This is a genomic window from Streptomyces sp. S186 (genome assembly GCF_051603415.1).
GTDB lineage: Bacteria > Actinomycetota > Actinomycetes > Streptomycetales > Streptomycetaceae > Streptomyces.
Genome location: NZ_CP193932.1, coordinates 8,293,000 through 8,315,121 on the forward strand (window position 1 = coordinate 8,293,000; position 22,122 = coordinate 8,315,121).

Here is a 22,122-nt window from a genome sequence, read left to right on the forward strand (position 1 = left end):
CGTAGTGCCGTGGGAGGGGACCATGAGGCAGGCAGTGGGGCGGGCGGTGCAGGTGAACGGTCGGTCCGTCTATGTCGAGGAGTCCGGTACGGGGCCGGAGTGGGTGGTCTTTGAAGCCGGCCAGGGCCTGGGGCGTACCTGCTGGGACCCGGTGCTGCCGCTGCTGACGGATCGAGGGCGACTGGTGGCCTACGACCGTGCCGGCTTCGGCCGCAGTGGCCGGACAGCGGTGCAACTGGGCATCGACGACATGGCCGCGGACCTGATCGCCATGGTCGAGGCAGTGGTCCCCGGCCCCTTCGTGCTCGTCGCACACAGCATGGGCGGGCTGGTCGCTCGCCGCGCCGTGGAACGTCTGGGGCCACGGCTGCGGGGGCTGTTGCTGCTCGATCCCACGCCGGAGAGCGCGCCCGTCTACGACACGTTCGACCAGACCGTGGCCAAGGTCGACCGTGCCATGGGCGTGACGCAGGCGCTGGTCCGGTCACGCTCGCTGGCCCGCATGGCCAGCGGGAACATCCGCCGCGTCTTCCCGGCGGACACCTACGCGACCATGCTCGCCGAGGACCTCGTCCCAGCCGGCATCGCGCAAACGAGGAAAGAGCTCAAGGCCGTGTCCGCAGCCATCCCCCAGCTCCGCGCCCAGCCGCCCGGTCTTCCGGCATGTCCGACCCTCCTGCTTTCGGCATCCCGCCCCGTGAAGGGACGGGGACAGCAGCACGCCGTCATCGCTGAACATCAGCGACGTTGGGTCCAGACGCTGCCGGATGGCCGGTTCGAAGAGGTCGACTCGGGGCACTTCATTCAGGCTGAGCAGCCGGGGATCGTCGCAGACAGGATCGGACACCTCCTCGACCGGGCTCCGGGCCGGCGCGTCCGGTCGGTCTGAGGGGTGTGGTGCGGGCTTCGCCGGACGCCAGTGTGAGTTGGCCGCTGGGACGGCTGGTGTCGGCTTGGCGTGGGTGACCAGGCAGGGTTCCTCGGCGATGGATGCCGCGGCCCACCAGGCGTTTCGATTTCGCGCGGGTGCTTTCGGTGTGCCGCGGCTCGGTGACCGGGCACGCCCAGAAACCGACTCCTCACCAGCAGGAACAGCGAACTGCAACTGGAGTAAGTACTGCAACGGTTTTGGTGCCGATGGTTGTGCTATCGCCCCAAGGCCGCTACACCCGAACCTGCTGCCATGGGCCGCGCAGGCGCCACTCACCGTCGTCCTGCGCCCAGCTCGTGACGAGTGCCGCGACTTCGTCGTGGCCCTTCATGGCGTAGGGCGGCGCCACGATGGTGCGGAAGTGCTGGTCGGGGCCGCCGTCGCGGTACTCCACCAGGCAGCTCCCGTCCTCGGCGAGGTGGACCTGGATGTAGTGCTGTTCCGGATCGCGTCCGTCCGCGCGTTCCACGACGAGGAACGGCAGTGCCAGGTTCAGTTCGCTGAGCAGGTCGTAGAGGGTCTCCCCGTCCGGGCTGTCGTACACGGCCCCGGCAGCGGTGAGGGCACGGGTGGCGGTCACGCGGACTCCTCAGGGTGCAGCACCGACTGCTCGGCCAGCGCGACCAGGGCGTCCCCGGTCGTCGGGCGCGACCCGTCCGCTCCCCGCACCGTCAGCTCGTCCCCGCACTCGGCCCGGAAGGCAGCGCCGAGGCGGTTCTCCCACTCGACATGGCTGCCGGGAGAGCCGGGCAGCAGGGACAGTTCGTGTTGCAGGACGTCCAAGGTCGCCAGGCCGCGCTCCGGGCCCTCGCTGTGGCTTCCGGTGCGCTCGTTGCGGTAGTGCATACGGAGGAAGGGGACCGGGTCACGGCGCAGGCGCGTCGGCTGGAGGCCCCGGTCGAATTGGTGACGGGCCTCAGCGAGGGTTTCGGTGCCGGAGAACTCCTGCCGCCAGGCGGGGAAGAGCGCCACCGTCGCCTTGTGCAGTTCGGCGTCCTCCTGCCCGTGGTACTCGTGTACCTCCGGTCCGACGGCGGCGACCGTGTCGAAGCCCCACCCGGGGCAGGCGAGCCCGTCCAGCGCCACGAGCGGACGCTCGCTGCCGAGGACCTCCTCCGCGCGGTCGCGGGCGAGGTTCAGCACGGCGCGGGCCAGTGCCGGGTCGTACTCGCCCATGACGCGCATCTCCAGTACGCGGCCCCGCGCGACCGCGGCGTCGAACGAGAAGATCATGCGTGACCAGTGCCAGGCGTCCGGCACGCCGGGGACGGGCTCCGCGCCGGGCTGGTCGGCCAGCTTCGACGTCAGGTCCATGGTGGGTGGCTCCTCTGCGGTGGGGAACCTGCTTCAGGAGCAGGAGTAGTTCGGGCCGGTGTCCTGGCGGTAGGTGGAGGTCATCTTGCCTCCGCCGCTGGAGTTGTCCTTGCGGGACATGGGCTCCATGTTATTGAAGTCGTTGTAGAAGTCATTACGGGTGGCCCGGTCCGCGTTGTAGCCCGTCTTGTTCCAGTGGTCGACCACCGGGTGCAGGTGCTCGTAGGTGAGCTGGTCCTTGCCGGCGGGCACCGGTTCCCCCTTGGAGTTGAACCAGTTGAGCTGGTCCCGCGGGATGCGCTGGCCGGCCTCCGGGTGACCGGCGGGGAAGCGTGGCACGCCGCCCTGGGCCTGCCCTTCCACCGTCCACTTCGCCGCCATCGCGTCATGGGTCGACTGCCGGTAGCTGCCGGGGTATTCGCTGTCGCGGTTGTGGGTCGCCGGGCCGTTCGGGTTCGGGATGAAGCGGCCGTTCGGGCCCCGCTGCGGCATCAGACCCAGGGGGTCGGCGGTGGTGAGCGGGTTGTCGACGTAGGCGTAGTGGTTGGGCGCCGCCACCAGACCCAGCGGGTCGGGGGTCAGATAGCGGGCCGTCTCCGGGTCGTAGTGGCGGAAGTAGTTGTAGTTCCACCCGGTCTCGGGATCCGCGTACTGGCCGGGGAACCGCAGCGGGCAGCCGGGGTCGCCGCTCCCGTCGCCGACGGGTCTGCCCCAGGCCGTGGTGCGCAGCTGCCAGGTGATCCGCCCGTCGGGAGTGACCAGTTCCGTCGGGGCGCCCGAGACATCGGTGACCACGGTGTGGAAGTCGCGGCGGCCCCCGGCGTGCACGACGGTCTGGGTGAGCGGCCGGTGGGTGCCGGAGTGGTACTCCCAGGCCGTGGCGGTGCCGTTTGACGTCACCTGCTCCGCGAGCCGGGTGCCGTCCCAGACGAAACGGATCTCCTCGGCCGTGCCGCCGTCCCCGTCGAGACGGCGCTTGGCGGTGCGCCGGCCTGCCGTGTCGTACTCGTACGTCCAGTGGGAGCCGTCGGCCAGCACGGCGTCGGTGAGCTGGTCCGCCGTGTTCCACGTGAAGTGCGCGGTGCGGGTCTGGCCGTTGAGGAGCCGTGTGGTGCGGCGCACCATCCGGCCGTCCTCGTCGTACGCGTAGGTGTGGCGCCCGCACCGCTCGATGCGGTTGCCGGTGAAGGTGCGCTCCGTACCGGCCGCGTCGTCACCGGGGGTCGCGGCGTGCGTGAGGTTGCCGGCGCTGTCGTAGGCGTAGGTCTCGGTCCAGTCCTGGGCGCGCACGGCGGTGACCCTGCCGTCCCGGTCGAGCTCGAAGCGCCGGGTGCCGCCCGCCGAGTCCGTGACCCCGTTCAGCCGGCCGTCGGCGCGGTAGGCGTAGGCGCGGTGCTGGAGGGTGTCGGCGCCGCGGACGACGGCCTGGGCGCTGAGCCGGCCCACGGCGTCCCACTCCTGGGACAGGACCAGGTCGGGTCCGATGAGCCGCCGCACCTCCCGGTCGGCGTCGTCGAACGCGAAGCCCACCCGGTCGCCGCCGACGTCGAGGGTGGCCGGTCGCCCCGCGGCGTCGTACGACCACGTGGAGACCACCCCGCTCGGGGTGCGCCGGCTGGTGCGCCGGCCCAGTGCGTCGTAGGTCCAGGTCGTGGTGCGGCCGTTGACGTCCTCGGAGAGCTTGCGGCCGAGGACGTCGTAGGTCTGGGTGACGGTGGTGGTGGCGTTGGCGGACCGCAGCAGGCAGCCGGCCGGGTCGTAGGCGAAGGTGGCGATGCCGTCGGCCGAGTGCTCCTCGACGGTGCGGCCCAGCTCGTCGCGGATGAACACCGTGGTGTGGCCCGCTGCGCTGGTGCGGGCGGCGAGTTCACCGGTGGGATCCGGCCGGTACTCCACGGTCCGGCCCTGGAAGTCGCTCTCCCTGACGAGGTGGCCCACCGCGTTGTACGCGTAGTCCCAGGTGTGGCCGCGCGGGTCGGTGACAGTGGTCAGCCGCAGTTCGGTGTCGTGCGCGAAGGTGTGGGTGGTGCCGTCGGGCGCGGTGCGGGTGACGGGTATGCCGAAGTGGGTGTAGGTGAACCGCGACACCTGGCCCAGGCGGTCGGTGTGGGCCACCAGGTTGCCCTCGCCGTCCCACTCCCAGGTCTCGGTCGCGCCATCGGCGAACTGCCGCCACGCCGGCTTGCCTTCGCCGGTCCAGCCGAACCGCTCGGTGCGCCCGCCGGCGTCGGTGAACGAGCTGACCCGGCCGAAGGCGTCGCGCTCGACGACCGTGGTGTGGCCCAGCGGATCGGTGACCGCCAGCGGCAGGCCGGCCGGATTGCTCGCCACCGTACGGGTGTTGCCCAGAGGGTCGGTTACGGCGGTCAGCCTGCCGCGGTCGTAGGCGAAGCCGGTGACCGCGCCGGTCGGGTCCGTGGTGCGGAGCTGGTTGCCGTGGGTGTCGTACTCGTGCCGCCAGGTCGCGCCGTCGACCTCGACGATCTCGACGGGCAGGCCCAGCGCGTCGTAGGAGGCGCGCGTCGTGCGGCCGTCGGGGCGGGTGACCGAGGTGAGGTTGCCGTGCTCGTCGTAGGTGTAGCTGCTGGTGTGGCCCAGCTCGTCGGTGACCGAGGCGAGCAGGTCCGGGCCGGTCCAGGTGCGGTGCGTGCGGTGCCCCTCGGCGTTGGTCCAGCCGGTCAGGCGCCGCAGGGCGTCGTAGTGGTAGACGGTGGTGCGGCCGAGGGAGTCGGTGTAGCGGTTGGCGCGGTTGACGGGGTCGTAGGCGAGCGTGCAGGAGAGGTAGCCGTCGGAGCCGGTGCCGCGGACGCAGCGGTCGGCCGTGTCGTACTCCCAGCGGTACCAGCCGCCGTTGCGGTCGACGCGCTCGACGATGCGGCCCGCGTCGTCGTACTCAAAGCGCGTGGTGTGGCCCAGCGAGTCGGTGACCCCGACGAGTTGGCCCTGGTCGTAGCTGTAGCGCCGCAGCACCGTGCCGGTACCGCCGTCTTCGGTACCGAGAAGGCGGAGCGCCACGACGCGGCCGCCGTCGGTGTCGACGGCGAGGCGGTAGCCGCCGCTGTGCCGGATCTCGAAGGGGGTGCCGTCGTCGTCGCGCCAGATGTCGACCCGGTGGCCGTTGCGGTCGGATATCGCCTGGAGAGGGAGGGACACCCGGCCGGCCGCGGCCTCCGCCGGGGTCACGGTGGCCGGCAGGAAGTGCAGGGTGTGCCCGGTGCCGCGGTCGGTGACGAGGATCTCGCCGGCCGGCGTCCCGTCCCAGTACAGCTCGCGGCGCGGGCCGTGATGGGGGAGGACCGCGGCATCCGGGCTCGGCACGTCGTACGAGAGCAGCATGCCGTCAGCGGTCGCGAGGACGAGCCCGCGCTCATCGGCCTCCAGGCGCTGGTCCAGGGTCGAGGCCCACGAGCCGCCGAACCACTGGCCGCACCGGTAGGACGACAGATGGGTGCGCTCGACGACGAGATCGAGCAGGCCGGGCAGGCGCACATCGGTCTCGGTGAGGACCATCTCGCCGGACACCAGGTCGACGGGGTCACCGCCCTTGCAGCGGCCGCCCGCGGGCTTGGACGATCCCACGCCATCCCGGTTCGCCCCGTCCCGCAGCGAGGGGCCGGAGGAGTCCGGCCGACCGGAACCGGGGCCCTTCGAGGGACCCTTGGGACCTTCCGACCCCGGCGACGGGTGCGGTGACGACGAATGCGGCGCCGAGGACGGGCCCGTGTGCGGGGCCTTGGGCATGTCACCGTGGTGGCCCTTGAGGATGTCGTTCATGTCCGCCGCGTGCTTGGCGTCAGTCTCCGCGTGGTTCTTCGCCACCTGCCGCAGGCGTTCACCGGTGTCGTGGTAGAGGTTCTTGACGGCCTTCCCGGCGTCGTCGCCGAGCTTCTGGCCGAGTCGCTTCGCGCCGTCCTCCAGCGCCTTGACGATGCGGTTCGTCACGCGAAATCCACCCCGCTCAGCTTGCTCTTGAAGTCCTCGGCGTGTGCCGCCACCGTCTCGGCGTGTGCGGACAGCTTCTGCGAACGGGCGTGCAGTTCCTCGGGATGGACCGAGAAACTCTCCCCGGCACCCCCGCCGGCGGAGACACCGAGGGCCTTGGCGGTGCCCTCGTAGACGAGCCCGCTCACCGCCTTGCCGACCACGTCGACGAGCGGGGTGATGGCGGCCTCGATCACCTGGCCGATGACGTACTGCTCCAACTGCTGTTCCAGATAGCTAGTCGCCTTGCGAGCCGCCGCGATGATCCCGGCCTCCGCCGCCTCGGCGATCCCGAACGTGACGGCCGCGGCCGCCTGGTCCGCGACGAACGTCACGGCCAGCACGACGAGTTCGGCGATGGCCGCCGCCTTCATGCCCACGATGACACCGGACGCGGCGTCCAGCGCGGTCGCCACCGTGTGACAGGCCGTCACCAGCTCGTTCATGTGACTCGACGACATCTGGCCCCACTTGGCCATCAGGGCGTCATAGGACGCGCCCTGATAGATCTGGGACAACTGCTCCACCGAGGAGGTGGCGTCCTGGTGACTCTGCTGCAGATTGTTCGCGAAGTCCCGCACGTGGCCGGCGAATTCGCTGACCTTGTCCTCGTTGACATTCGGCCAGTGGACGCCAACGAAGTCGAGGAACGTCACCACCGCATCGGGCAATTCCAGTGCCACCGCAATCCCCCCACATGAGACATCGTCAGCCCTGTGGTGGCAACGTATCGTCGCCGATTAAAGCGAGGGCAATCCGACGGTCAACGTTTACTTCGAGCACTGTCGTGACGTGCTGTGCCGTGTGTCCCATTCAGGCCCGCTGCCGCTGCCACCCCGGCCTGCCGCCGGGAAGGGCCCGCGCGATGCGCGTCAACGACACCCACCGCCGCGGTGGAGCGGTGGCCTACCTCGCTGCCTACGACATCCGCCACGCCCGCGTGTTCGGCCGGACCGAAGAGCGCACCGGAATCCCGTTCATGAACCTGGTCATCCAGGTCATGGACCAGGAGCCCTACGCCAGCGCGAAACGGGTGTACTGGATCGTCGACAACGACTCCTCCCACCGCGGGCAGAAGGCCGCCGACCGGCTGACGGCGGCGTTCCCGAACGCCGTGATGGTGCACACTCCCGTCCACGCCTCCTGGCTGAACCAAGTCGAAATCTACTTCTCCGTTGTCCGGCGCAAGGCCGTCTCACCGCAACGACTTCACCGACCTTGCCCAGGTCAGGAACCGGCTCCGAGCCTTCGAAGACCGCCACAACACCGCGGCACAGCCGTTCCAGTGGAGGTTCACCACCGTCGACCTGGACGATGTGCTGGCCCGGCTGGACCGGCACGCCGCCGATCACCACGAAGAATCCTCCGCTGCCCCGACGACGTGATCAACCCCCGACGGATTTACGGCGCAGACCACTCAGCCCGCCCCGCCGCCTCTCCACAGCTGCTTCGGATCGTCGCTGTTGCAGGTGGTCACCATCACCAAGGTGCCGCTGAAAGGCTGTGAGTCGATCTCCAGGCAGTGGTCGGTCTCGGCGCTCTTCACGGTCTGGCCTGCCGCGGACGTGGTGTCGATGCGCCAGTGGATGTTGCCGGCACTGCAGTTGGTGAGGCTGACTTGGTAGTCGTTGCCCGGGGGTGCCGTCAGGCAGGAGCCACTGGCCCGGTTGACCAGCTCGAAGGTGTTGCCTGCGGTGGGGAGCAGCTTCCAGGTATACGCATAGCTGGCACTGCACGAGCCGATGGACATGAAGGTGCCGTCACCGGCGACGCACTTGCGGGCCTCGACGTTCTGCAGATGGGAGCTGGAGCCCGGGGAGAGTGTCGTCGGATTGGAGTGCCCGTTCGAGCCGCCGGTGGTGGGGCTCGGCGTCGTCGGCGCGGGCGGCTGCGGCAGTGTCGGTGCCGGGCCGTCGTTGCCGTGCGGGCCTGGCACGGGCGTGGAGGGCGAGGGGGATGACGTTTCGGGGGACCGGGACGCGGTGGAGGCCGACGGGGACGGAGGGGACGACGCCGAGGCAGACGGTGTTCCCTGCGCCCGCGGCCGGTCTCCGGGGGTGGACTGGTGCGGCGCGAGCATCATGGCCAAGAATGTCCCGCCCGCCGTGATGACGGGCACCACGGCTAGCAGGACCCGCGCGCGGCGTAGCTTCCGGACGTAGGAGACGTGTTCGATGTGCCCGACCGCTACTCCGCCGTTCGTGGCGTGGGTGACGCTCCCGCCGGGGACGTGTGGGAGCGCGGCTTGTGTGGCCTCAGGAGCTTGCGCGGCCCGGGTGGCTTGGTGGACGCCGGGCGCGCTCAGCCGTGCTGCGGGCCCGGCTGCGGAGGGTTCAGCGTCACGTTCCCCATGGTCATGGCGGCTGCGCCCCCGCTCTGGGCGGTGACGTTGACGGTGCCGTTGACGGCTACGCCTCCGGCACCTTCCGCCGTCGCCTGACCGGCCGTGCGGTTCCGGGCATCCTGCACCTGTTGGACGGCGCGCTCCAGAGCAGCGGCGAAGTCCGCGTCGTGCTCGGCCGCGTCCGCCAGTGCGCGCTGCATCCGCTGCCGGACGGGGCCGGTGGGCACGGCGGCCTCCTCCGTCCCGGCTGCTTCGGCCTGCTCTGCGGCCTCGGCGGTCAGCTCCAGCAGCGCGGGCTGCTCGCCCAGCTTCGTACTCACCAGGTCATGGAGTTCGTTCATCGCCGCGTCCAGCGCCCGGTCGACCTCTGCATCGGCCCGCCCGGCCACGCGCCTGGCCTTCTGCACCGCCCAGGCGAATAAGACCCCGACAGCTACCTCAACACCCGTCATCTCAACTCCCCCTACTCTCCTAGGAATTATTAGGACGGCATCCAGGCCCGTTAAGTTCACAAGTAGGTTCACAAGCCGGCACGAGGATACGCCGTCGGCCGACTGCGCCTGCGGCCTCTACCTTGCCCCGGGCATCTGGCCGAACGCCACACACGACACCGACTCTGGAGTCAACACCTGTGGGACTTCCAGAGCCGACCACTAAGACATCGTCTCATTTGGCCTTGTCGGTAGCCTTGACTCGTGCTGATCGTGGAGCGTTTGGTGCCGGACGAGTTGTACGACCTGTTCCAGCGGGTGGTGCCGCCCGCTCCGTCACGGCCGCAGGGTGGGGGACGGCGTCGATACGGTGACCGCGAGGTGCTCGCGGCGATCATCTTTGTGGCCACAACGGGCTGCACTTGGCGACAGTTGCCACCCGCCTTCGGGCCGTCGGGGCCGACCGCGCACCGACGCTTCACCGAGTGGTCCACCGCCCGCGTCTGGGCGAAGCTGCACCGGCTGATCCTTGATGAACTGGGCTCGCGCGGCGATCTCGACTGGTCGCGCTGCGCGATCGACTCGGTGAACATGCGAGCCCTCAAAGGGGGGAACTGACAGGTCCGAATCCGGTCGACCGGGGCAAGAAAGGCTCAAAGATCCATTTGATCATCGAGCGGACCGGTTTGCCCCTGTCCATCGGCATCTCCGGCGCCAACCTCCACGACAGTCAGGCCCTCAAGCCCCTCGTACGCGGGATCCCACCCATCCGCTCCCGCCGCGGCCCGCGCAGACGACGCCCCGCCAAGCTGCACGCGGACAAGGGCTATGACTACGACGACCTGCGTCGATGGCTCCGCAAACGCGGCATCCGGCACCGAATCGCCCGCAAGGGCATCGAGTCCTCCACTCGACTGGGCCGGCACCGCTGGACCATCGAGCGCACCATGTCATGGCTCGCCGGCTGCTGCCGCCTCCACCGCCGCTACGAACGCAAAGCCGAGCACTTCCTGGCCTTCACCGCAATCGCCTGCAGCCTGATCTGCTATCGCAGACTCACCAACTGAGACGACGTCTTAGAGCTTGCGCAGGTAGGCGCCATAGGCCCATGCCAGCAGAACAGGCGTAGCTACTGGACGAATCACGGAGCTGTGACGTTCTGTGTCCACTGGCGGGACCTATGCGCGTCCGATCATGGGTGGGCTGGTCCGTCATTGACGGAGGCGGACTCTGCCGATGGAAAGCAGGGGCGCCCTGACCAACGTCTCGGTCGCGGCTACGACGCAGCGGTGACCGGCTGGAGCATCCTTGCCCGATTCGCCGGGTCGACGAGGGTCAGGTGGCGGCGAGCAGCACGTCCTCTCCGGTCGACGGGCGAAGGCCGTCGGTGCGATCGGCGAAGTAGCGCCCGGCGTACGAAGCCCCCGACACGTGTCGGGCGTCCGCGAAACCGGATTCGCGGGCGAGGGCCAGCATCTCCTCCGGGGTGTAGAAGCTGATGAACGGCGTTCCGGACGCGCGCGCACCTTCCCTGCTCGCCCGAAGGCCGGGGCGATCGGCCTCGTCGAGCAGTTCGGGCGGCAGGAGGAAGGTCATCACGAGTGTGGAACCGGGGGCGAGCCCGGCGACCTGGCGCAGGGTGGCCGCAGTGGCGTCCTCGGTGAGGTACATCGTGACGCCGGTGGACGCGATGAACGCCGGCTGGCCGGGGTCGAAGCCGACGGCAATCAGTTTCTTCAGCCAGTCCTCGCTCGTCTCGAAGTCGACCGGCACCAGCTGCAGCCAGTCGGGGATGCCGTAGCCCAGTTCGACCAACCGACGGCGCTTCCACGCCTGCGGGCCGGGCTGGTCGACCTCGAAGATCCGCAGGCGGGAGGCGGTCTCCGGCCTGCGTTGGGCGAAGGTGTCCAGCCCGGCTCCCAGGATGACGTACTGGGTGACGCCGCGGTCGGCCTGCTCGGTGATCAGGTCCTCGATGAACCGGGCGCGGGCCGCCATGGCCGCCCGGAACCCGCTGGTGAGGTGCGGGTCCATGTCGGGGCGGCGGCGCCAGTCGTCGTCGGGGGCCGCCAGCTTCAGGCCGATCTCGTCCTCGAAAACGTGGGGCGGCCGGTCGACCTGGACGTGCATCGCCCGCCAGAGGGCGGTCCGCACCGCGGTGCCGTCCGGCGCCGCGGTCGGTTCGTCTGCCATGGTGTTCCCTTTCTCCGTCGCAGTCAGTTCTTGACCGGAGCCTGGAGGCTCCACAGCCGCCCGTCGGGGTCGCGGACCGTCATCAACCTGGTCCCGAAGTGGGTGTCCTCGAACGGCGTCACCACCTCGACGGCCGTATCGGCACGGAACGCGTCCGCGTCCGGCACCTTCAGCACGACCTGCATCTGAGGCTCCCGGTCCTCGGGCACCTCCGCGATGAAGACGTAGGGACCGTCGCCATTGCGGAGTTGGCCGGAGCTGTGGCCCGTCTCGAACTCCAGCTCGTAGCCCAGCGCTTGGAAGAAACGTGCCGCCTTGCCCCAGTTGTGGGTCTCCAGGAACAGGGCTTCGATTCCCTCGGTTGCCATGTCATGCCTCCTTCTCGGTCGATTGGCGCTCTTGCCCATGGGTGTCGTCGAGGTAGGCACGCAGCGCCTCGGCGACCAGTGCCGACAGCGACATGCCCGTCTCGATGGCGCGGTACTTCACCTGCTTGATCAGCCCGATCGGCAGGTACACGTTGAACTGCTTGACTTCCTCATCGCCCACGAGTCCAGGCTAACTCGTTGCTAGCATGCTAGCAAGATAGCCCGACCAAGACCGAGTGCGATCCCGAGATGCTGTGGCTGGTGCTCCTCGTCAACCCGGTGCTCACCACCGCGCCAGTCCCCGAAGAGCAGGTGCTGTCCCGACACTTGAGCACGTGACACGGGAAGAGAGACAGGACGACGCGTGAGACCGCCAGTGCCACGACGAGTCCGGTGTTCTGGGCGGCACGTTTGGCCTGGGGTGTGCTCGGGCTCTTCCTGCTCGCCTGGACGGTGTTCGAGGCGGTGAAGCATACGGGCCTCACCATCCCGTTCGGCGTGATCGGCTTTCCCGTACCCTTCCTGGGCAGGCTCGCTCCGGGTTCGACGGCCGTTCACCACACGTTGCTGCGGGTCTGGACACCGCTGGCCGTCATGGCGATCGCTCCACCGTTCCCGTCCCTGCCGACAACACTGCCGTGCCCTTCACCTTCGGGATGGCCTGGCTGACCCACATCGCGCTGAGGCGCGCTCGGGGAAACGGCGTTCGTCCTGAGACAACCGCCAACTCCAGGGAAACCGGCCCGCGATCGCCCGCACGGGTAGCCGTACGAGGCGGCACGAAACTCGCTGGCCGTCAAACACTCCTCGCCGTACATGCTGACGCGTACGCCGACGAGTTGGAGGACGACGAGTTCACCCAGCGGTTTCCCTGGTTCGTCGACCACTGGGAGGCAACCCTGGCTTCTCCTGCGTGATCGGCTACCAGAACGCCGAGCCGGTTGGTTTCGTCTATGGGGCCCCGGCGACGGAGGGGCGCGAATGGTGGCGCGAGCACGTGAGCGAACCACCGGCAGACGCCTCGACATTGTCGGTCTCTGAGCTGATGGTCCGGCCGGCGTGGCGGAAGACAGGAACCGCGGAGCGGCGGCTCCATGCAGCCCTGCTCGCCAGCCGGCCAGAGGCCCTGGCCGTGCTCCTTGTCGACCCCGACCACCTCAAGGTGCAAGCGCTCTACGAGGCGTGGGGGTACCGCAAGGCCGGGAATCGTCAGCCATTCCCGGACTCCCCGAACTTCACAGTTATGCTCCGGGACCTGCACATCGCTGCCTGACCGGCGCGCGCCAGCGTGATGGTCGCCGCAGGCGCGCGGAACTGCGACACGGCACCGTCCGCATGGCGATCGCATGCAGCCCCCTGGCACGGGCTTACCGTGCTCGCCGGCTCCGGAGCGAGCGGTGCCTTCAGGCCGCGAAATCCAGGAAGTTGGCCACGGCGGGGACGTGCTGGTGGCCGGTGAGCTGTCCGCGGAGCTCAGTGAGGGCGCTGGTGGTGCGGGCGGAGTCGACGCCGCCCATGTGTCGATGACCTGGTGGCCGATGTCGAGGGCGGCGTCCATGTCACCGAGGGCGAGGTGGGCCTCGGCCTGCGGACCTGTCCCCTGTCAAGTTCTGCGTGTTGAGATCGGAGGGTCTCGCGGCGGTGACCTCTGGAGGCTCAGTCTCCGCGCCCGGGTCGCCTGGGACAGTGAAGTGGCCGCCTTCCCTTTAACGCTCTGCTCGACCCATTAGAGGAAAACCACGGACCTGTCTCTGAACACCCCAGGGCTCAGCATTATTCGGACTGCCAGATGTACTTAATCCTCGCTCCCTTCTGGGCCCTCTTCGTCCTCTTCTGATTCCGCTTCACCGCTTTCCGTTGCCAAGTGACGTTTTCTCAGGGAAATGATCTTCGCGAAGGAGTGGTGTGAGTCGGGTGGATCGGCCCGTCCGAACCGGTCCCCTGGCAGCGTCGGCAGCTGCGGCTGGAACCCGTGACGCAGCCGCTCATCGCGTGGGGGCGGAGAGGAATGGAGAGGCGGGACCCGCCAGAGCGTTGGCAAAATGCCCACGCTCAACCTTCAACGCGAAAGGACTGGCCGACATGCCTCGTAACATCACTCTGATCCGCTCCGCCGCCCTCTCCGACGTCGCCGAGTATGCCTACGCGGCCACGGCACCCGCCAACTCCCGCCTGATCTTCCTCGCCGGTGCCTGCCCGCTGAACAACGACGGCTCCACGGCAGCGATCGGGGACTACACGGGCCAGGCTGCCAAAGCAGTCAAGAACATGGAGACGGCTCTGGCCGCCGCCGGTGCAACACTCCAGGACGTCATCAGCACGCGCGTCCTCGTCGCCTCGGACCGGCGCAAGGACCTGGTGACCGCTTGGGAGGTGGTCCGGGACGCGTTCGGTGACCACGATGTCCCCAGCACGTTGCTGGGCGTCACTGTACTCGGCTACGAGAACCAGCTCGTCGAGATCGAGGCCGTCGCTGCCATCCTCGATTCCTGAGTTCGACGGACGACCGACACGGCCACCCGACAACCACGCGGCGCCCGAACGGTGTTGCTGCTCTGAGACCGTTCTCGCGTCGAGCCTGCGCGATTCGAACCCACGGAGACATCGCCGCCGCGACGGTCTTCAAGACACGAGGATCACTTCCATTGCCCGTTGAGGACGAGGGCCGCGCGGGCGATGTCGCCGATGCGGCACGGGCTGAGCGTGACATGCATGAGCGCGCGCCAGCGTTCCTTGAGCTCGGCGGCGGCTCACTCGCCGAGCGATCGGACGCACCTGATCAGGCCATTTGCCGTTCGGGTGTCGACATGGAGGGCTTGCTCGGACTGGCCCTTCGGGCGACGGACCGGGACGCGAATACCGATGCCCGCGCCGATGTAGCCCTTGTCCGCGAGGGTCGGCAGGCTCTCGGCGGCAGCCTTGTAGAGCGCGGGCAGGGCGTGGATTCGGCGGCGGTGATGTCTGGGGGGCATGTCTCCTGTAGCGGTGTAGCCGGATCGATCTGCTCTTTGTCCTGGGGCAGAGCATGTCCATGCTTCCCTCGGGGAGGTGGCGGCGGGGAAAGGCGATCCGCTCATGACGGCCTGACCGTGGTCGCGGACGTGCCGGGTCCAGCCGGGCCGGACCGGCAGCCGGGTGCCGAAGCGGGAGCCGTTAAACCGCAGCAGCACCGTGGTGGTGTCCACGATCAGCAGACATTCCCCAAGGTCAGGGACCTGATCTTGCGGTTCGGCAAGGCCGCCCAGGGATGCGGAGAGGTGCCGCATGCGGGCCTCTATGGCAGCGGCGGTGTCGTGTTCGGTGCGGCCGGGCGGGTGGGCCAGGGGGAGATGCGCGAGGTCGGTGTCGGCCGGGTCGACGCCGAGCCAGGTCCAGGCGCCCAGGGCGGCCAGCAGGCCAGGCCCCGAGCCCGCGGCGGCCGGCAGGGGGTGGGTGGTCAGCATGGTGCCCCCTGGGGAGCCGGGGCGGTCTTGAAGCGTGACCAGACGGCCTTGCCCGCCAGTCCGCGATCCTCGACGCCCCAATCGTCGGAGAGTATGGCGAGGATGTGCAGGCCGCGGCCGGAGACGTCGTCGCTGGTGGGGCGACTCAGCCGGGGCCGGCGGGGGCTGGAGTCGTGGACCTCGACGCGGACGATGCCGTCCTCGGCGCTCAGAGCGACGTGGAAGCCACGGCCGCGGCGTGTGCCGTGCGCGAGGGCGTTGGTGGCCGGCTCGGAGACGCAGAGGCGGACATCATCGGCCCGCCCCTCCAGGTTCCAGGTGGCAAGGGTGCGAACGACGAAGTCCCGGGCCTGACCCACGGATTCGGGGACAGGGGCGAAGAAGCGTTTGATGGCATCGGGCATGGCGAGCCTCATGTCTCGGCGTCCAGGGCTGGGGCTGAGCTGGGGGTGCGGCGGCGAGAGCGGGGCGGCGTCCGGCGCGACGGCTTGCTGTCGCGGACGACCATCAGCCGGACTCCGGATCGGGGGATCTCCCGCTGCCGCTCGGCGGCTATCGACTTGGGCCCCAGGTGGGAGGCGGCAGGCAGGACCACTCCGTAGACGTCCGGCAGATCGAGCACGTCCAGCAGCCCGGTGAACGCCGCGCCGTGAGCGCTGTTGCCGCCGCGGTCGATGAAGATCGCTCCCAGCACCAGTTCATGGCTGCGGCAGTACTCCGCCAGGGTCCCGGTCAGGGCCGTCTGCCGGGCAGCGGAGCTTTTGAGGAGCCGAAGGAAGCCGTAAACGACCGGGCCGTTGATCGGGCGATGCTCCGTGAGGGGTTCCATATATGTGTCCGTCCAAAGGATCAAAAAGGGGTGGAAGAGGCAGCCGGTCCGACAGGATCCGGACAAGCTGTTTCGAGAGTGGCCCTGCTCCAACCCCCGTGAAATGACCCGCTGTTGTACTTCCGTTGCACTTGCGTGCCCCCACCTGCCTGCGTCGTGCTTCGATGCTGAGCGGAAAGGAGCAACACGTGGCGACCGTGCACCACTGGAGCGGCCCGGAGGCCCATGCCCTGCGGCTCGCGCTGCGGATGAGCGTCAGGGCCTTCGCCCAGCACCTCGGCGTCGCTCACCGCACTGTCGCCAAGTGGGACCGGCTCCGTGAGTCCACCGAGCCCAGGCCCGACACTCAAGCGATCTTGGACACCGCACTGGCACGCGCGGACACCGCGGTGCATCTGCGGTGCGAGACACTGCTGTCCGAGGCCGGCCGCCCGGCGGCCGGGCCGGGACGGCGGGTAACGGCGTCCGGCCCGAGGGCTTGGGAGTACGAGTCCTGGACCGATGACCTGGACCGGGTCGTGGTCGCGCTGTCCCGCCAGAGCTTCGCGTTCGCCGACAACCTGCTCGGCCGCTGGCCCGGCAGGTTCAAGCCGGCCGAGCTGGACGACAAGGGCCTGTATCTGTTCGCCCGCTCAACAGCCCTGCTCGGCGATCTGCAGCGCGATCAGGGGGCCGTGCTGGGGCCGCTGTCAGCCCAGCACGCGTATGTGGGCGCCCGCTCGGCGTTCACCCAGCTCGACATCCCCCGCCGCATCGCCCAGCTCGACCTGTCGCCAGCGGTGGTCGCAGAGATGTCCGGCAAGCTGGAGATCGCCGGCCGCCACTACGAAACCCTGGCGGTGGATGACTGGCTCTCCCGCCGCGACCGGGCCAGGGCCCGGCTGTGGGTGGGAACCGCGCTGAGCAAGGACGGCAACCACGACTATGCCGCCCGCGTCATGCTCGCCGCGACCTGCGACTTCGAGGACCTGGCCGAGCCCGAAGACTGGTCCGTCGCCCACCAGAAACTCGCCCTCGCCCACCGCGGCGCCGGCGACCTCACCCAAGCCCTGCACTTCATCGACATCGCCCGCAGCACCGGCACGACCGACTCGCCGATGCAACGCGTGCGTCTGGACACCGCCCACGGTCACATCCTGCTCTCCGACCCGGCCACCCGGGATGATGGACTGCACGTCCTCGACCAAGCCGCGAAGATGGCCGCGCAATACGGCATGAGCCACCAACTCCGCAACATCGAGGGCATCCGGACCGCGATCCAGGGGACACCGCGTCCCCGGCGACGGTGACCAGGGAGAGACGCGAGTGACGGACAACCAGCGGGCCATCACCGACGACCAGCGTCAGCAGGCCAAGCTGATCTGGGACTACCACCAGATGCAGCATGAGGTGCGGCCGGTAGACGCCGCGATCGGCCTGGGCAGCCACGACCTGGGCGTCCCCGCCTTCTGCGCCGAGCTCTATCGGGCCGGGCTGTTCCCAACGCTGGTCTTCACCGGCGGCCCCAACCCCACCGCCCCGGAACGGTTCCCCCGCGGCGAGGCGGTGCACTTCCGCGAGCACGTCATCGAGCTCGGCGTCCCCGCCGAAGCGATCCTGCTGGAGCCCAAGGCCCGCAACACAGGCCAGAACCTCACCCTCTCCCGCGACGTCCTGGCCGCCGCCGGGATTGTCCCCAAGACCGTGCTGCTGGCCTCCATGCCCTATATGGAGCGACGCGCCTTCGCCGCCGCCCGCAAGGTCTGGCCGGAGGTGGAGGTGGTCTGTGCCTCGGCGCCACTGGAATTCGACGACTACCTCAAGACGATCGGCGACGACAAGCACGTCGTCGACCAGCTCGTGGGCGACCTCCAGCGGGTGATCGAGTATCCGAAGCTCGGATTCGCCATCGAGCAGGACGTCCCGGAGGACGTGCATGGCGCGTACGAATCCCTCATCCGCGACGGTTTCACCAGCCGACTCCTCGACTCCTGATCTGCTGGCCCCGGGCGGGCTGTGTGCCATCCACCAGCCCAACTTCCTGCCCTGGCTGACCACGCTGGCGAAGCTGTTCGCGGCGGACTACTGGATCGTCCTGGACGACGTGCAGTTCGCCCGCCGCGACTACCAGCACCGGGCCCTCCTGACGGCCCCTGGCGAGCCGGAGGGGCGCCGGTGGCTGACCATCCCCACCCGTCTGCCCCACGGCCGCCAGACGGCCATCTGTGATGCTCTGATCGTCGATGCCGACCTGGCCCGGCGAAGGACCGCGGGGGTACTGCGGCAGACCTATCGCTCCAGCCCCACCGGCCCGCTTTCGAGGAGGCCCTTCAGCAGATGCTGGCCGCGTTCGACACCGGCCGGACCGCCGCCGTCGCCGAGACCTCTACCCGCGTAATGCTGGACCTGTTCGGCTGGCCGGGGCAGATCCTGTCCGGCAGCCGACTGCCCGCCCGGCCCGGCCGCTCTCAGCGGCTCACCGATCTGGCCGCCGCGACCGGCGCCCGCGCGTATCTGTGCGGGACCGGCGGCATGAATACCTCCAGCCGCAGCCCATGCGCACAACCGGCTGCCGCCTACGGCGCCACGTGCTAGCGCTGCCGGACGCCTGGATCAGCACACAAGCATGGCTGAGGGCAAGGGCCGCGTGCGCGGCCGTGATACTGGCCGCCATGACAAGCACGACACCGTTCTCCCGAATCAAGATCCGCACCGGGGCCCTCGTTTTCTGCGGCGACGACGTCGCCCTCATCCGCCGCGACCGCGCCGACTCCACCCACTACACCCCGCCCGGCGGCAACGTCGAGGACGGCGAGGATCTCCACCAGGCCCTGCGCCGGGAGCTCGCTGAAGAACTCGACCTGGACATCGACCAGGCCGACGGCGGCGACCTGATGTGGGTCGTAGACCAGCGCGTCAGCCGTCCCGGCCCCACCCTGCCGCCGCGCAAGCTCCACCTGCTCTACCGCCTCCACATCACCTCCGAACTCCGCGCAACCCTCGCAGAGCAGGAGCTGGACGAACTGCCCGATGGCAGCCACGAGGTCGGTGTCATCGAGTGGGTCGACTACCGGAAGACCGCCGAACTGTCGATCTTCCCACCCATCGGGCCTGCACTGGCGGTCCTGCCCAACCCCCGAGCCGCCGTCGCCGACGCCGCCCTCGACGCGGTTACAGACGAGAACTACACCTGGGTGTGACCGTGACTGCCTGTCGAAGGCGGATTTCTCACGGCTGCGTCCAGTTTTCGGCTGGCTCCGGGGTGAGTCGGCCGGAGCGGAGAGGCTGACCGGGGACTTCTCACCACGGTGTCCGATCGGGGACACCGACGGAAGGTGTCCGACTGCACCGACCGAACGGGCGGCATCGTGATGCCGATGTCGTCCGTTTTGGTGTTTCTGGGCATGAGAACGAGGGCCCATGGGGCAAGGGCGGCGTGGATGCCGCACCGGACACGTACCGGGGGTCGGTCAGCATGCGGTGGAGGAGCCGATCACTGTGCCGTGCCGGTGCCGTTCTTCATGACCGGTGAAGCCGAAGATCGTCGATGTTCCGGCGGCCAGGCTGCCGTTGCTGTTCGGCCTCATCGTCATGACGTTGCCGCAGCCTTGCTGTAGGCAGCTGTTCAGCCGGGGGTGCCACCGAGCGTGGTCAGCACCGTGTTGTACGCGGGCTTCTTGTTGTAGTTGTCGTCGAGGAGCAGCGGCGTTCCGCCCGCCCGCCACGAGTACTTGTCGGTGACGCCCCAGACAGTGATGCCGGTGCAGCGCGAGACCGCCAGGCAGGGGCGCACGACGTTGCCGTAGCTGTCGGCCTGTGCCGTGCCCGAGCCCTCGATGTCGAGCTCGGTGATCTGCACGTCGACGCCGAGGTCGGCGAAGCGCTGCAAGTTCTCCTTGTAGTCGGACGGGACCGGGGAAGCGCTGTTGAAGTGGGACTGGAAGCCGACGCAGTCGATCGGTACGCCGCGTGCCTTGAAGTCCTTGACCATGTTGTAGACGGCATTGCTCTTCGCGTTGATGCCCTCGATGTTGTAGTCGTTGTAGCAGAGTTTGGCGGCCGGGTCGGCGGCACGGGCGGTGCGGAACGCCTCCTCGATGTAGCCGTCGCCGAGCTTGTCCTGGAAGGGCGAGCTGCGCCGGGCGCCGCTGTCGCCGTCCTGGAAAGCCTCGTTGACGACGTCCCAGGAGTGGATCTTGCCCTTGTAGTGCTGCATGACCTGAGTGATGTGGTTGTTCATCGCCGACCTGACGTCGTCGGCAGTGCTGAGGCCGCCGACCCAGCCGGGCAGCTGGGAGTACCACACCAGGGTGTGCCCGCGGACCTTCATGCCCTTGCTCTGGGCGTGGTCCACGATCTGGTCGGCGGAGCCGAAGGTGAAGGTGCCACGGGTGGGCTCGGTGGCGTCCCACTTCATCTCGTTCTCCGGCGTCACGGAGCTGAACTCGGTGTCGAGCGTCGAGACGTACGGGGCTTCGCCCAGGTGGTTCGCGGCGACGGCGGTGCCGAAGTAGCGGCCCTTCTCGGTGGCCGCGGCGCCGAGGGTACTGGCGCCCTGGGCGGTGCCCCCGAGGGCGGTGCCCGCGAGGACGGTGACGCCGGCGGCGGCGAGCAGCCCCGCCGTGCCGAGGGCGAGTGCGGTGCGGGTGCGCGAGCGTCGGGGCCTGCGCTCAGGAGGCGGGTCGATGGTTGTGCGGGCGGCCATCTTGTCCCCTTCTTCGGTGGTGGACAGGGTCTGCCGGCGTACGCGGTCAGGCGGGCACTCCGCTGTCCGAAACTTTCGGAAGAATTTCCGAATTTGTGTGAGGGACCCTAGAAGCCCGCTCCCCCTGGCGTCAACAGACCTGCGCACCCACAACCTCAGTCGGCTCGAGAAGACCTCTCGACTACCCGTCGGCTCGAAAGTTTCGAAGCGCTCGGCATCTGCCCTGTGGCCGTTCTGCGCCCCCTGCGCACCCTGACTCGCCGGCCGCACCGGCAACGCGACAAGGTCGGGCGCCCGGCTCAGGTGGTGGACATGCCGGGCGCGGGCCCGGTGCTCTCCCGGACGATCAGGTGCGTGGCCAGCTCCATCCGCAGCATGCCGCCGGGGAGCACCGTGTCCGCGCCCTGCAGCACGATGCGGGCTGCGAGGGCTGCCATCTCGCGCAACGGCTGGCGCACCGTGGTCAGCGGCGGGGATGCCCAGGCGGCGTTCGGAACGTCGTCGAAGCCGACGATGCTCACGTCGGTCGCGACCCGCAGTCCGGCCTGTCGAATCGCCTCGTATGCGCCCAGGGCCATCAGGTCGCTGCTCGCGAAGACCGCGGTGGGCGGGTCGGCGAGCGCGAGCAGGTCGCGCATTCCGGAGAATCCGGTCGTGTAGTAGAAGTCGCCGGGCTGTTGGAGCGCAGGGTCGACCTCGATGCCGGCTCCCTCAAGCGCCGCGCGGTACCCGTCCAGGCGTGCCCGCGCGCACAGGACGTCCTCATGGCCCTGGAGGATGCCGATCCTGCGGTGCCCCAGGTCGATCAGGTGCTGGGTCGCGGCCATGCCGCCTTGCCAGTTGGTCGCGCCGACCGACGGCACTGCGGCGTCGGGGCTGCCGACCGGGTCGACCACGGCCAGCGGGATGCCCAGGGAGTCGACGCGCTTGCGCTGCGCCGGGGTGAGGTCGGTGACCGCCAGGATGATGCCATCCGAGCCACGCTTGGCCAGATTGTCCAGCCAGCGCAGGGGGCCGGCGGTGGTTGCGTGCGTCACGGTCACGACCACCTCGGCATCGAGGCCGGCCACTTCGCCCTGCACCCCCTGCATCACCTCGCCCGCCCACAGGCCGTCCACCTCACGGATGACCAGGTCGACCAGGCCGACCGTCTTCTTCGGACGGGCGCGGCGGCGCAGGTAGTTGTGCCGCTTCAGCAACTCCTCGACGCGCGCCCGGGTCTCCGGCGCCACTTCGTCCCGGCCGTTGAGGACCTTGGAGACCGTCGGTGCCGACACCCCGGCCTCACGGGCGATCTCGGCGATGGTGATCCGGGCGGGGGGAACAGTAGCGCCGGACGTGCCCGTCGTTCCGCCGCTGCTCCGTCGGCCGGGCATGGGCGACCTCATCTCTATGTCTCTATGTCGGCTTGTTGTGGCCAGCATACGCGGAACCGACTCCGATCGTTTCGGTAAATTTTCGGCAACGGCCCGTCATGCGAGTGCCGAATTCCTTCTGGGGCTCGTCCTTCTACAGCCCGTCCGAAATGTCCGTTGACGCTGCTGTGCGAGTGCCCTACGTTTCCCGGAACCAAACAGAAACATTCCGAAACTTTCGTAGAGCGA

The 22,122-nt window shown here is 69.1% G+C and carries 23 protein-coding genes and 3 pseudogenes; 12 read left to right on the forward strand and 14 right to left on the reverse strand.

Annotated features, from left to right (window positions below; translation table 11 throughout):
• Positions 1–22 precede the first annotated feature (22 nt).
• On the forward strand, positions 23–889 hold the full coding sequence (locus ACRAS8_RS36045) for an alpha/beta fold hydrolase (protein ID WP_438490238.1): 867 nt from the start codon (positions 23–25) through the stop codon (positions 887–889).
• A gap of 274 nt (positions 890–1,163) precedes the next feature.
• Here ACRAS8_RS36045 and ACRAS8_RS36050 read toward each other — a convergent pair whose 3' ends face one another.
• The 4 genes from ACRAS8_RS36050 to ACRAS8_RS36065 are packed head-to-tail and all read right to left on the reverse strand — an operon-like array spanning position 1,164 to position 6,909.
• The gene (locus tag ACRAS8_RS36050) at positions 1,164–1,511 is read right to left on the reverse strand and encodes a hypothetical protein (protein WP_438490239.1); all 348 of its coding nucleotides are present in this window, start codon (positions 1,509–1,511) and stop codon (positions 1,164–1,166) included.
• A complete protein-coding gene (locus tag ACRAS8_RS36055) occupies positions 1,508–2,245 on the reverse strand; it encodes a hypothetical protein (protein ID WP_438490240.1) in 738 nt (245 codons plus the stop codon). The genes ACRAS8_RS36050 and ACRAS8_RS36055 overlap by 4 nt, the downstream gene beginning before the upstream one ends.
• Before the next feature lie 33 nt (positions 2,246–2,278).
• Positions 2,279–6,187 (reverse strand): DUF6531 domain-containing protein, encoded by a 3,909-nt coding sequence (locus ACRAS8_RS36060; RefSeq protein ID WP_438490241.1) that lies wholly within the window; start codon positions 6,185–6,187, stop codon positions 2,279–2,281.
• The gene (locus tag ACRAS8_RS36065; protein ID WP_438490242.1) at positions 6,184–6,909 is read right to left on the reverse strand and encodes a WXG100 family type VII secretion target; all 726 of its coding nucleotides are present in this window, start codon (positions 6,907–6,909) and stop codon (positions 6,184–6,186) included. Before ACRAS8_RS36065 ends, ACRAS8_RS36060 begins: the two co-directional genes overlap by 4 nt.
• Positions 6,910–7,091: 182 nt before the next feature.
• On the opposite strand from ACRAS8_RS36065, the pseudogene ACRAS8_RS36070 reads away from it, so the two are divergent.
• Together ACRAS8_RS36070 and ACRAS8_RS36075 are read left to right on the forward strand one after the other, a co-directional pair.
• Positions 7,092–7,364: pseudogene (locus ACRAS8_RS36070) on the forward strand (hypothetical protein); the annotation flags it as partial.
• A 37-nt stretch (positions 7,365–7,401) separates the two neighbouring features.
• Complete coding sequence (locus ACRAS8_RS36075; RefSeq protein WP_438490701.1) at positions 7,402–7,611, forward strand: hypothetical protein; 210 nt, start codon at positions 7,402–7,404, stop codon at positions 7,609–7,611.
• A 32-nt stretch (positions 7,612–7,643) separates the two neighbouring features.
• On the opposite strand, the gene ACRAS8_RS36080 is transcribed toward ACRAS8_RS36075, so the two are convergent.
• Both ACRAS8_RS36080 and ACRAS8_RS36085 read right to left on the reverse strand, forming a co-directional pair.
• Positions 7,644–8,162: an RICIN domain-containing protein gene (locus ACRAS8_RS36080; protein ID WP_438490243.1), complete on the reverse strand. Its 519-nt coding sequence runs from the start codon at positions 8,160–8,162 to the stop codon at positions 7,644–7,646.
• Positions 8,163–8,527: 365 nt separating this feature from the next.
• Positions 8,528–8,959, reverse strand: a complete 432-nt coding sequence (locus ACRAS8_RS36085) for a hypothetical protein (protein ID WP_438490244.1) — start codon at positions 8,957–8,959, stop codon at positions 8,528–8,530.
• A gap of 315 nt (positions 8,960–9,274) precedes the next feature.
• Here ACRAS8_RS36085 and ACRAS8_RS36090 point away from each other — a divergent pair.
• Positions 9,275–10,068, forward strand: a protein-coding gene (locus ACRAS8_RS36090; RefSeq protein ID WP_438490691.1) for an IS5 family transposase whose coding sequence is annotated in 2 segments (ribosomal slippage) — positions 9,275–9,607 and positions 9,610–10,068 — 792 coding nt in all. Because the reading frame shifts where the segments join, the coding sequence is not laid out codon by codon here.
• Between the two features lie 268 nt (positions 10,069–10,336).
• Here the strand turns inward: ACRAS8_RS36090 and ACRAS8_RS36095 are convergent.
• From ACRAS8_RS36095 to ACRAS8_RS36105, 3 genes are read right to left on the reverse strand one after another with little or no spacing between them, the layout of a single operon-like run.
• The gene (locus tag ACRAS8_RS36095; RefSeq protein ID WP_438490245.1) at positions 10,337–11,194 is read right to left on the reverse strand and encodes a class I SAM-dependent methyltransferase; all 858 of its coding nucleotides are present in this window, start codon (positions 11,192–11,194) and stop codon (positions 10,337–10,339) included.
• A 23-nt stretch (positions 11,195–11,217) separates the two neighbouring features.
• The gene (locus ACRAS8_RS36100; protein WP_438490246.1) at positions 11,218–11,562 is read right to left on the reverse strand and encodes a VOC family protein; all 345 of its coding nucleotides are present in this window, start codon (positions 11,560–11,562) and stop codon (positions 11,218–11,220) included.
• Position 11,563: 1 nt separating this feature from the next.
• Complete coding sequence (locus tag ACRAS8_RS36105) at positions 11,564–11,743, reverse strand: CopG family transcriptional regulator (protein WP_438490247.1); 180 nt, start codon at positions 11,741–11,743, stop codon at positions 11,564–11,566.
• 212 nt (positions 11,744–11,955) lie between these two features.
• On the opposite strand from ACRAS8_RS36105, the gene ACRAS8_RS36110 reads away from it, so the two are divergent.
• The 3 genes and pseudogenes from ACRAS8_RS36110 to ACRAS8_RS36120 all read left to right on the forward strand — a co-directional run bounded on the left by ACRAS8_RS36110 (position 11,956) and on the right by ACRAS8_RS36120 (position 14,055).
• Entirely contained in the window at positions 11,956–12,231 is a 276-nt protein-coding gene (locus ACRAS8_RS36110) for a hypothetical protein (RefSeq protein WP_438490248.1), read from the forward strand.
• 125 nt (positions 12,232–12,356) lie between these two features.
• Positions 12,357–12,835 (forward strand): annotated as a pseudogene (locus tag ACRAS8_RS36115) (GNAT family N-acetyltransferase); the annotation flags it as partial.
• 809 nt (positions 12,836–13,644) lie between these two features.
• Positions 13,645–14,055, forward strand: a complete 411-nt coding sequence (locus tag ACRAS8_RS36120) for a RidA family protein (RefSeq protein ID WP_438490249.1) — start codon at positions 13,645–13,647, stop codon at positions 14,053–14,055.
• A gap of 257 nt (positions 14,056–14,312) precedes the next feature.
• Here the strand turns inward: ACRAS8_RS36120 and ACRAS8_RS36125 are convergent, their stop codons facing one another.
• From ACRAS8_RS36125 to ACRAS8_RS36135, 3 genes are read right to left on the reverse strand one after another with little or no spacing between them, the layout of a single operon-like run.
• Positions 14,313–15,005 (reverse strand): hypothetical protein, encoded by a 693-nt coding sequence (locus tag ACRAS8_RS36125; protein WP_438490250.1) that lies wholly within the window; start codon positions 15,003–15,005, stop codon positions 14,313–14,315.
• Positions 14,999–15,409: an ATP-binding protein gene (locus ACRAS8_RS36130; RefSeq protein ID WP_438490251.1), complete on the reverse strand. Its 411-nt coding sequence runs from the start codon at positions 15,407–15,409 to the stop codon at positions 14,999–15,001. Before ACRAS8_RS36130 ends, ACRAS8_RS36125 begins: the two co-directional genes overlap by 7 nt.
• 8 nt (positions 15,410–15,417) lie before the next feature.
• The gene (locus ACRAS8_RS36135) at positions 15,418–15,834 is read right to left on the reverse strand and encodes a hypothetical protein (protein WP_438490252.1); all 417 of its coding nucleotides are present in this window, start codon (positions 15,832–15,834) and stop codon (positions 15,418–15,420) included.
• Positions 15,835–16,022: 188 nt separating this feature from the next.
• Between ACRAS8_RS36135 and ACRAS8_RS36140 the strand changes: the two genes are divergently transcribed.
• The 5 genes from ACRAS8_RS36140 (at position 16,023) to ACRAS8_RS36160 (ending at position 19,013) form a co-directional block, all read left to right on the forward strand.
• Positions 16,023–17,123, forward strand: a complete 1,101-nt coding sequence (locus ACRAS8_RS36140; protein WP_438490253.1) for a helix-turn-helix domain-containing protein — start codon at positions 16,023–16,025, stop codon at positions 17,121–17,123.
• A 16-nt stretch (positions 17,124–17,139) separates the two neighbouring features.
• A complete protein-coding gene (locus ACRAS8_RS36145; protein ID WP_438490254.1) occupies positions 17,140–17,808 on the forward strand; it encodes a YdcF family protein in 669 nt (222 codons plus the stop codon).
• Positions 17,750–18,211, forward strand: coding sequence for a WbqC family protein (locus tag ACRAS8_RS36150; protein WP_438490255.1), 462 nt, complete (start codon positions 17,750–17,752; stop codon positions 18,209–18,211). The genes ACRAS8_RS36145 and ACRAS8_RS36150 overlap by 59 nt, the downstream gene beginning before the upstream one ends.
• A complete protein-coding gene (locus ACRAS8_RS36155; RefSeq protein WP_438490702.1) occupies positions 18,151–18,408 on the forward strand; it encodes a hypothetical protein in 258 nt (85 codons plus the stop codon). The genes ACRAS8_RS36150 and ACRAS8_RS36155 overlap by 61 nt, the downstream gene beginning before the upstream one ends.
• A 77-nt stretch (positions 18,409–18,485) precedes the next feature.
• Positions 18,486–19,013: an NUDIX domain-containing protein gene (locus ACRAS8_RS36160; protein ID WP_438490256.1), complete on the forward strand. Its 528-nt coding sequence runs from the start codon at positions 18,486–18,488 to the stop codon at positions 19,011–19,013.
• 270 nt (positions 19,014–19,283) lie between these two features.
• On the opposite strand, the pseudogene ACRAS8_RS36165 reads toward ACRAS8_RS36160, so the two are convergent.
• Both ACRAS8_RS36165 and ACRAS8_RS36170 read right to left on the reverse strand, forming a co-directional pair.
• A pseudogene (locus ACRAS8_RS36165) lies at positions 19,284–20,518 on the reverse strand (endo-1,4-beta-xylanase).
• 299 nt (positions 20,519–20,817) lie between these two features.
• Entirely contained in the window at positions 20,818–21,894 is a 1,077-nt protein-coding gene (locus ACRAS8_RS36170) for a LacI family DNA-binding transcriptional regulator (protein WP_438490257.1), read from the reverse strand.
• Positions 21,895–22,122 lie beyond the last annotated feature (228 nt).

Bases quoted from the DNA above. Each gene is read 5' to 3' on its own strand.
- ACRAS8_RS36045 (WP_438490238.1), top strand. From the start codon at position 23: ATGAGGCAGGCAGTGGGGCGGGCGGTGCAGGTGAACGGTCGGTCCGTC.
- ACRAS8_RS36055 (WP_438490240.1), bottom strand. From the start codon at position 2,245: ATGGACCTGACGTCGAAGCTGGCCGACCAGCCCGGCGCGGAGCCCGTC.
- ACRAS8_RS36095 (WP_438490245.1), bottom strand. From the start codon at position 11,194: ATGGCAGACGAACCGACCGCGGCGCCGGACGGCACCGCGGTGCGGACC.
- ACRAS8_RS36100 (WP_438490246.1), bottom strand. From the start codon at position 11,562: ATGGCAACCGAGGGAATCGAAGCCCTGTTCCTGGAGACCCACAACTGG.
- ACRAS8_RS36120 (WP_438490249.1), top strand. From the start codon at position 13,645: ATGCCTCGTAACATCACTCTGATCCGCTCCGCCGCCCTCTCCGACGTC.
- ACRAS8_RS36125 (WP_438490250.1), bottom strand. From the start codon at position 15,005: ATGCTGACCACCCACCCCCTGCCGGCCGCCGCGGGCTCGGGGCCTGGC.
- ACRAS8_RS36130 (WP_438490251.1), bottom strand. From the start codon at position 15,409: ATGCCCGATGCCATCAAACGCTTCTTCGCCCCTGTCCCCGAATCCGTG.
- ACRAS8_RS36135 (WP_438490252.1), bottom strand. From the start codon at position 15,834: ATGGAACCCCTCACGGAGCATCGCCCGATCAACGGCCCGGTCGTTTAC.
- ACRAS8_RS36150 (WP_438490255.1), top strand. From the start codon at position 17,750: ATGGCGCGTACGAATCCCTCATCCGCGACGGTTTCACCAGCCGACTCC.
- ACRAS8_RS36155 (WP_438490702.1), top strand. From the start codon at position 18,151: ATGCTGGCCGCGTTCGACACCGGCCGGACCGCCGCCGTCGCCGAGACC.
- ACRAS8_RS36160 (WP_438490256.1), top strand. From the start codon at position 18,486: ATGACAAGCACGACACCGTTCTCCCGAATCAAGATCCGCACCGGGGCC.
- ACRAS8_RS36170 (WP_438490257.1), bottom strand. From the start codon at position 21,894: ATGCCCGGCCGACGGAGCAGCGGCGGAACGACGGGCACGTCCGGCGCT.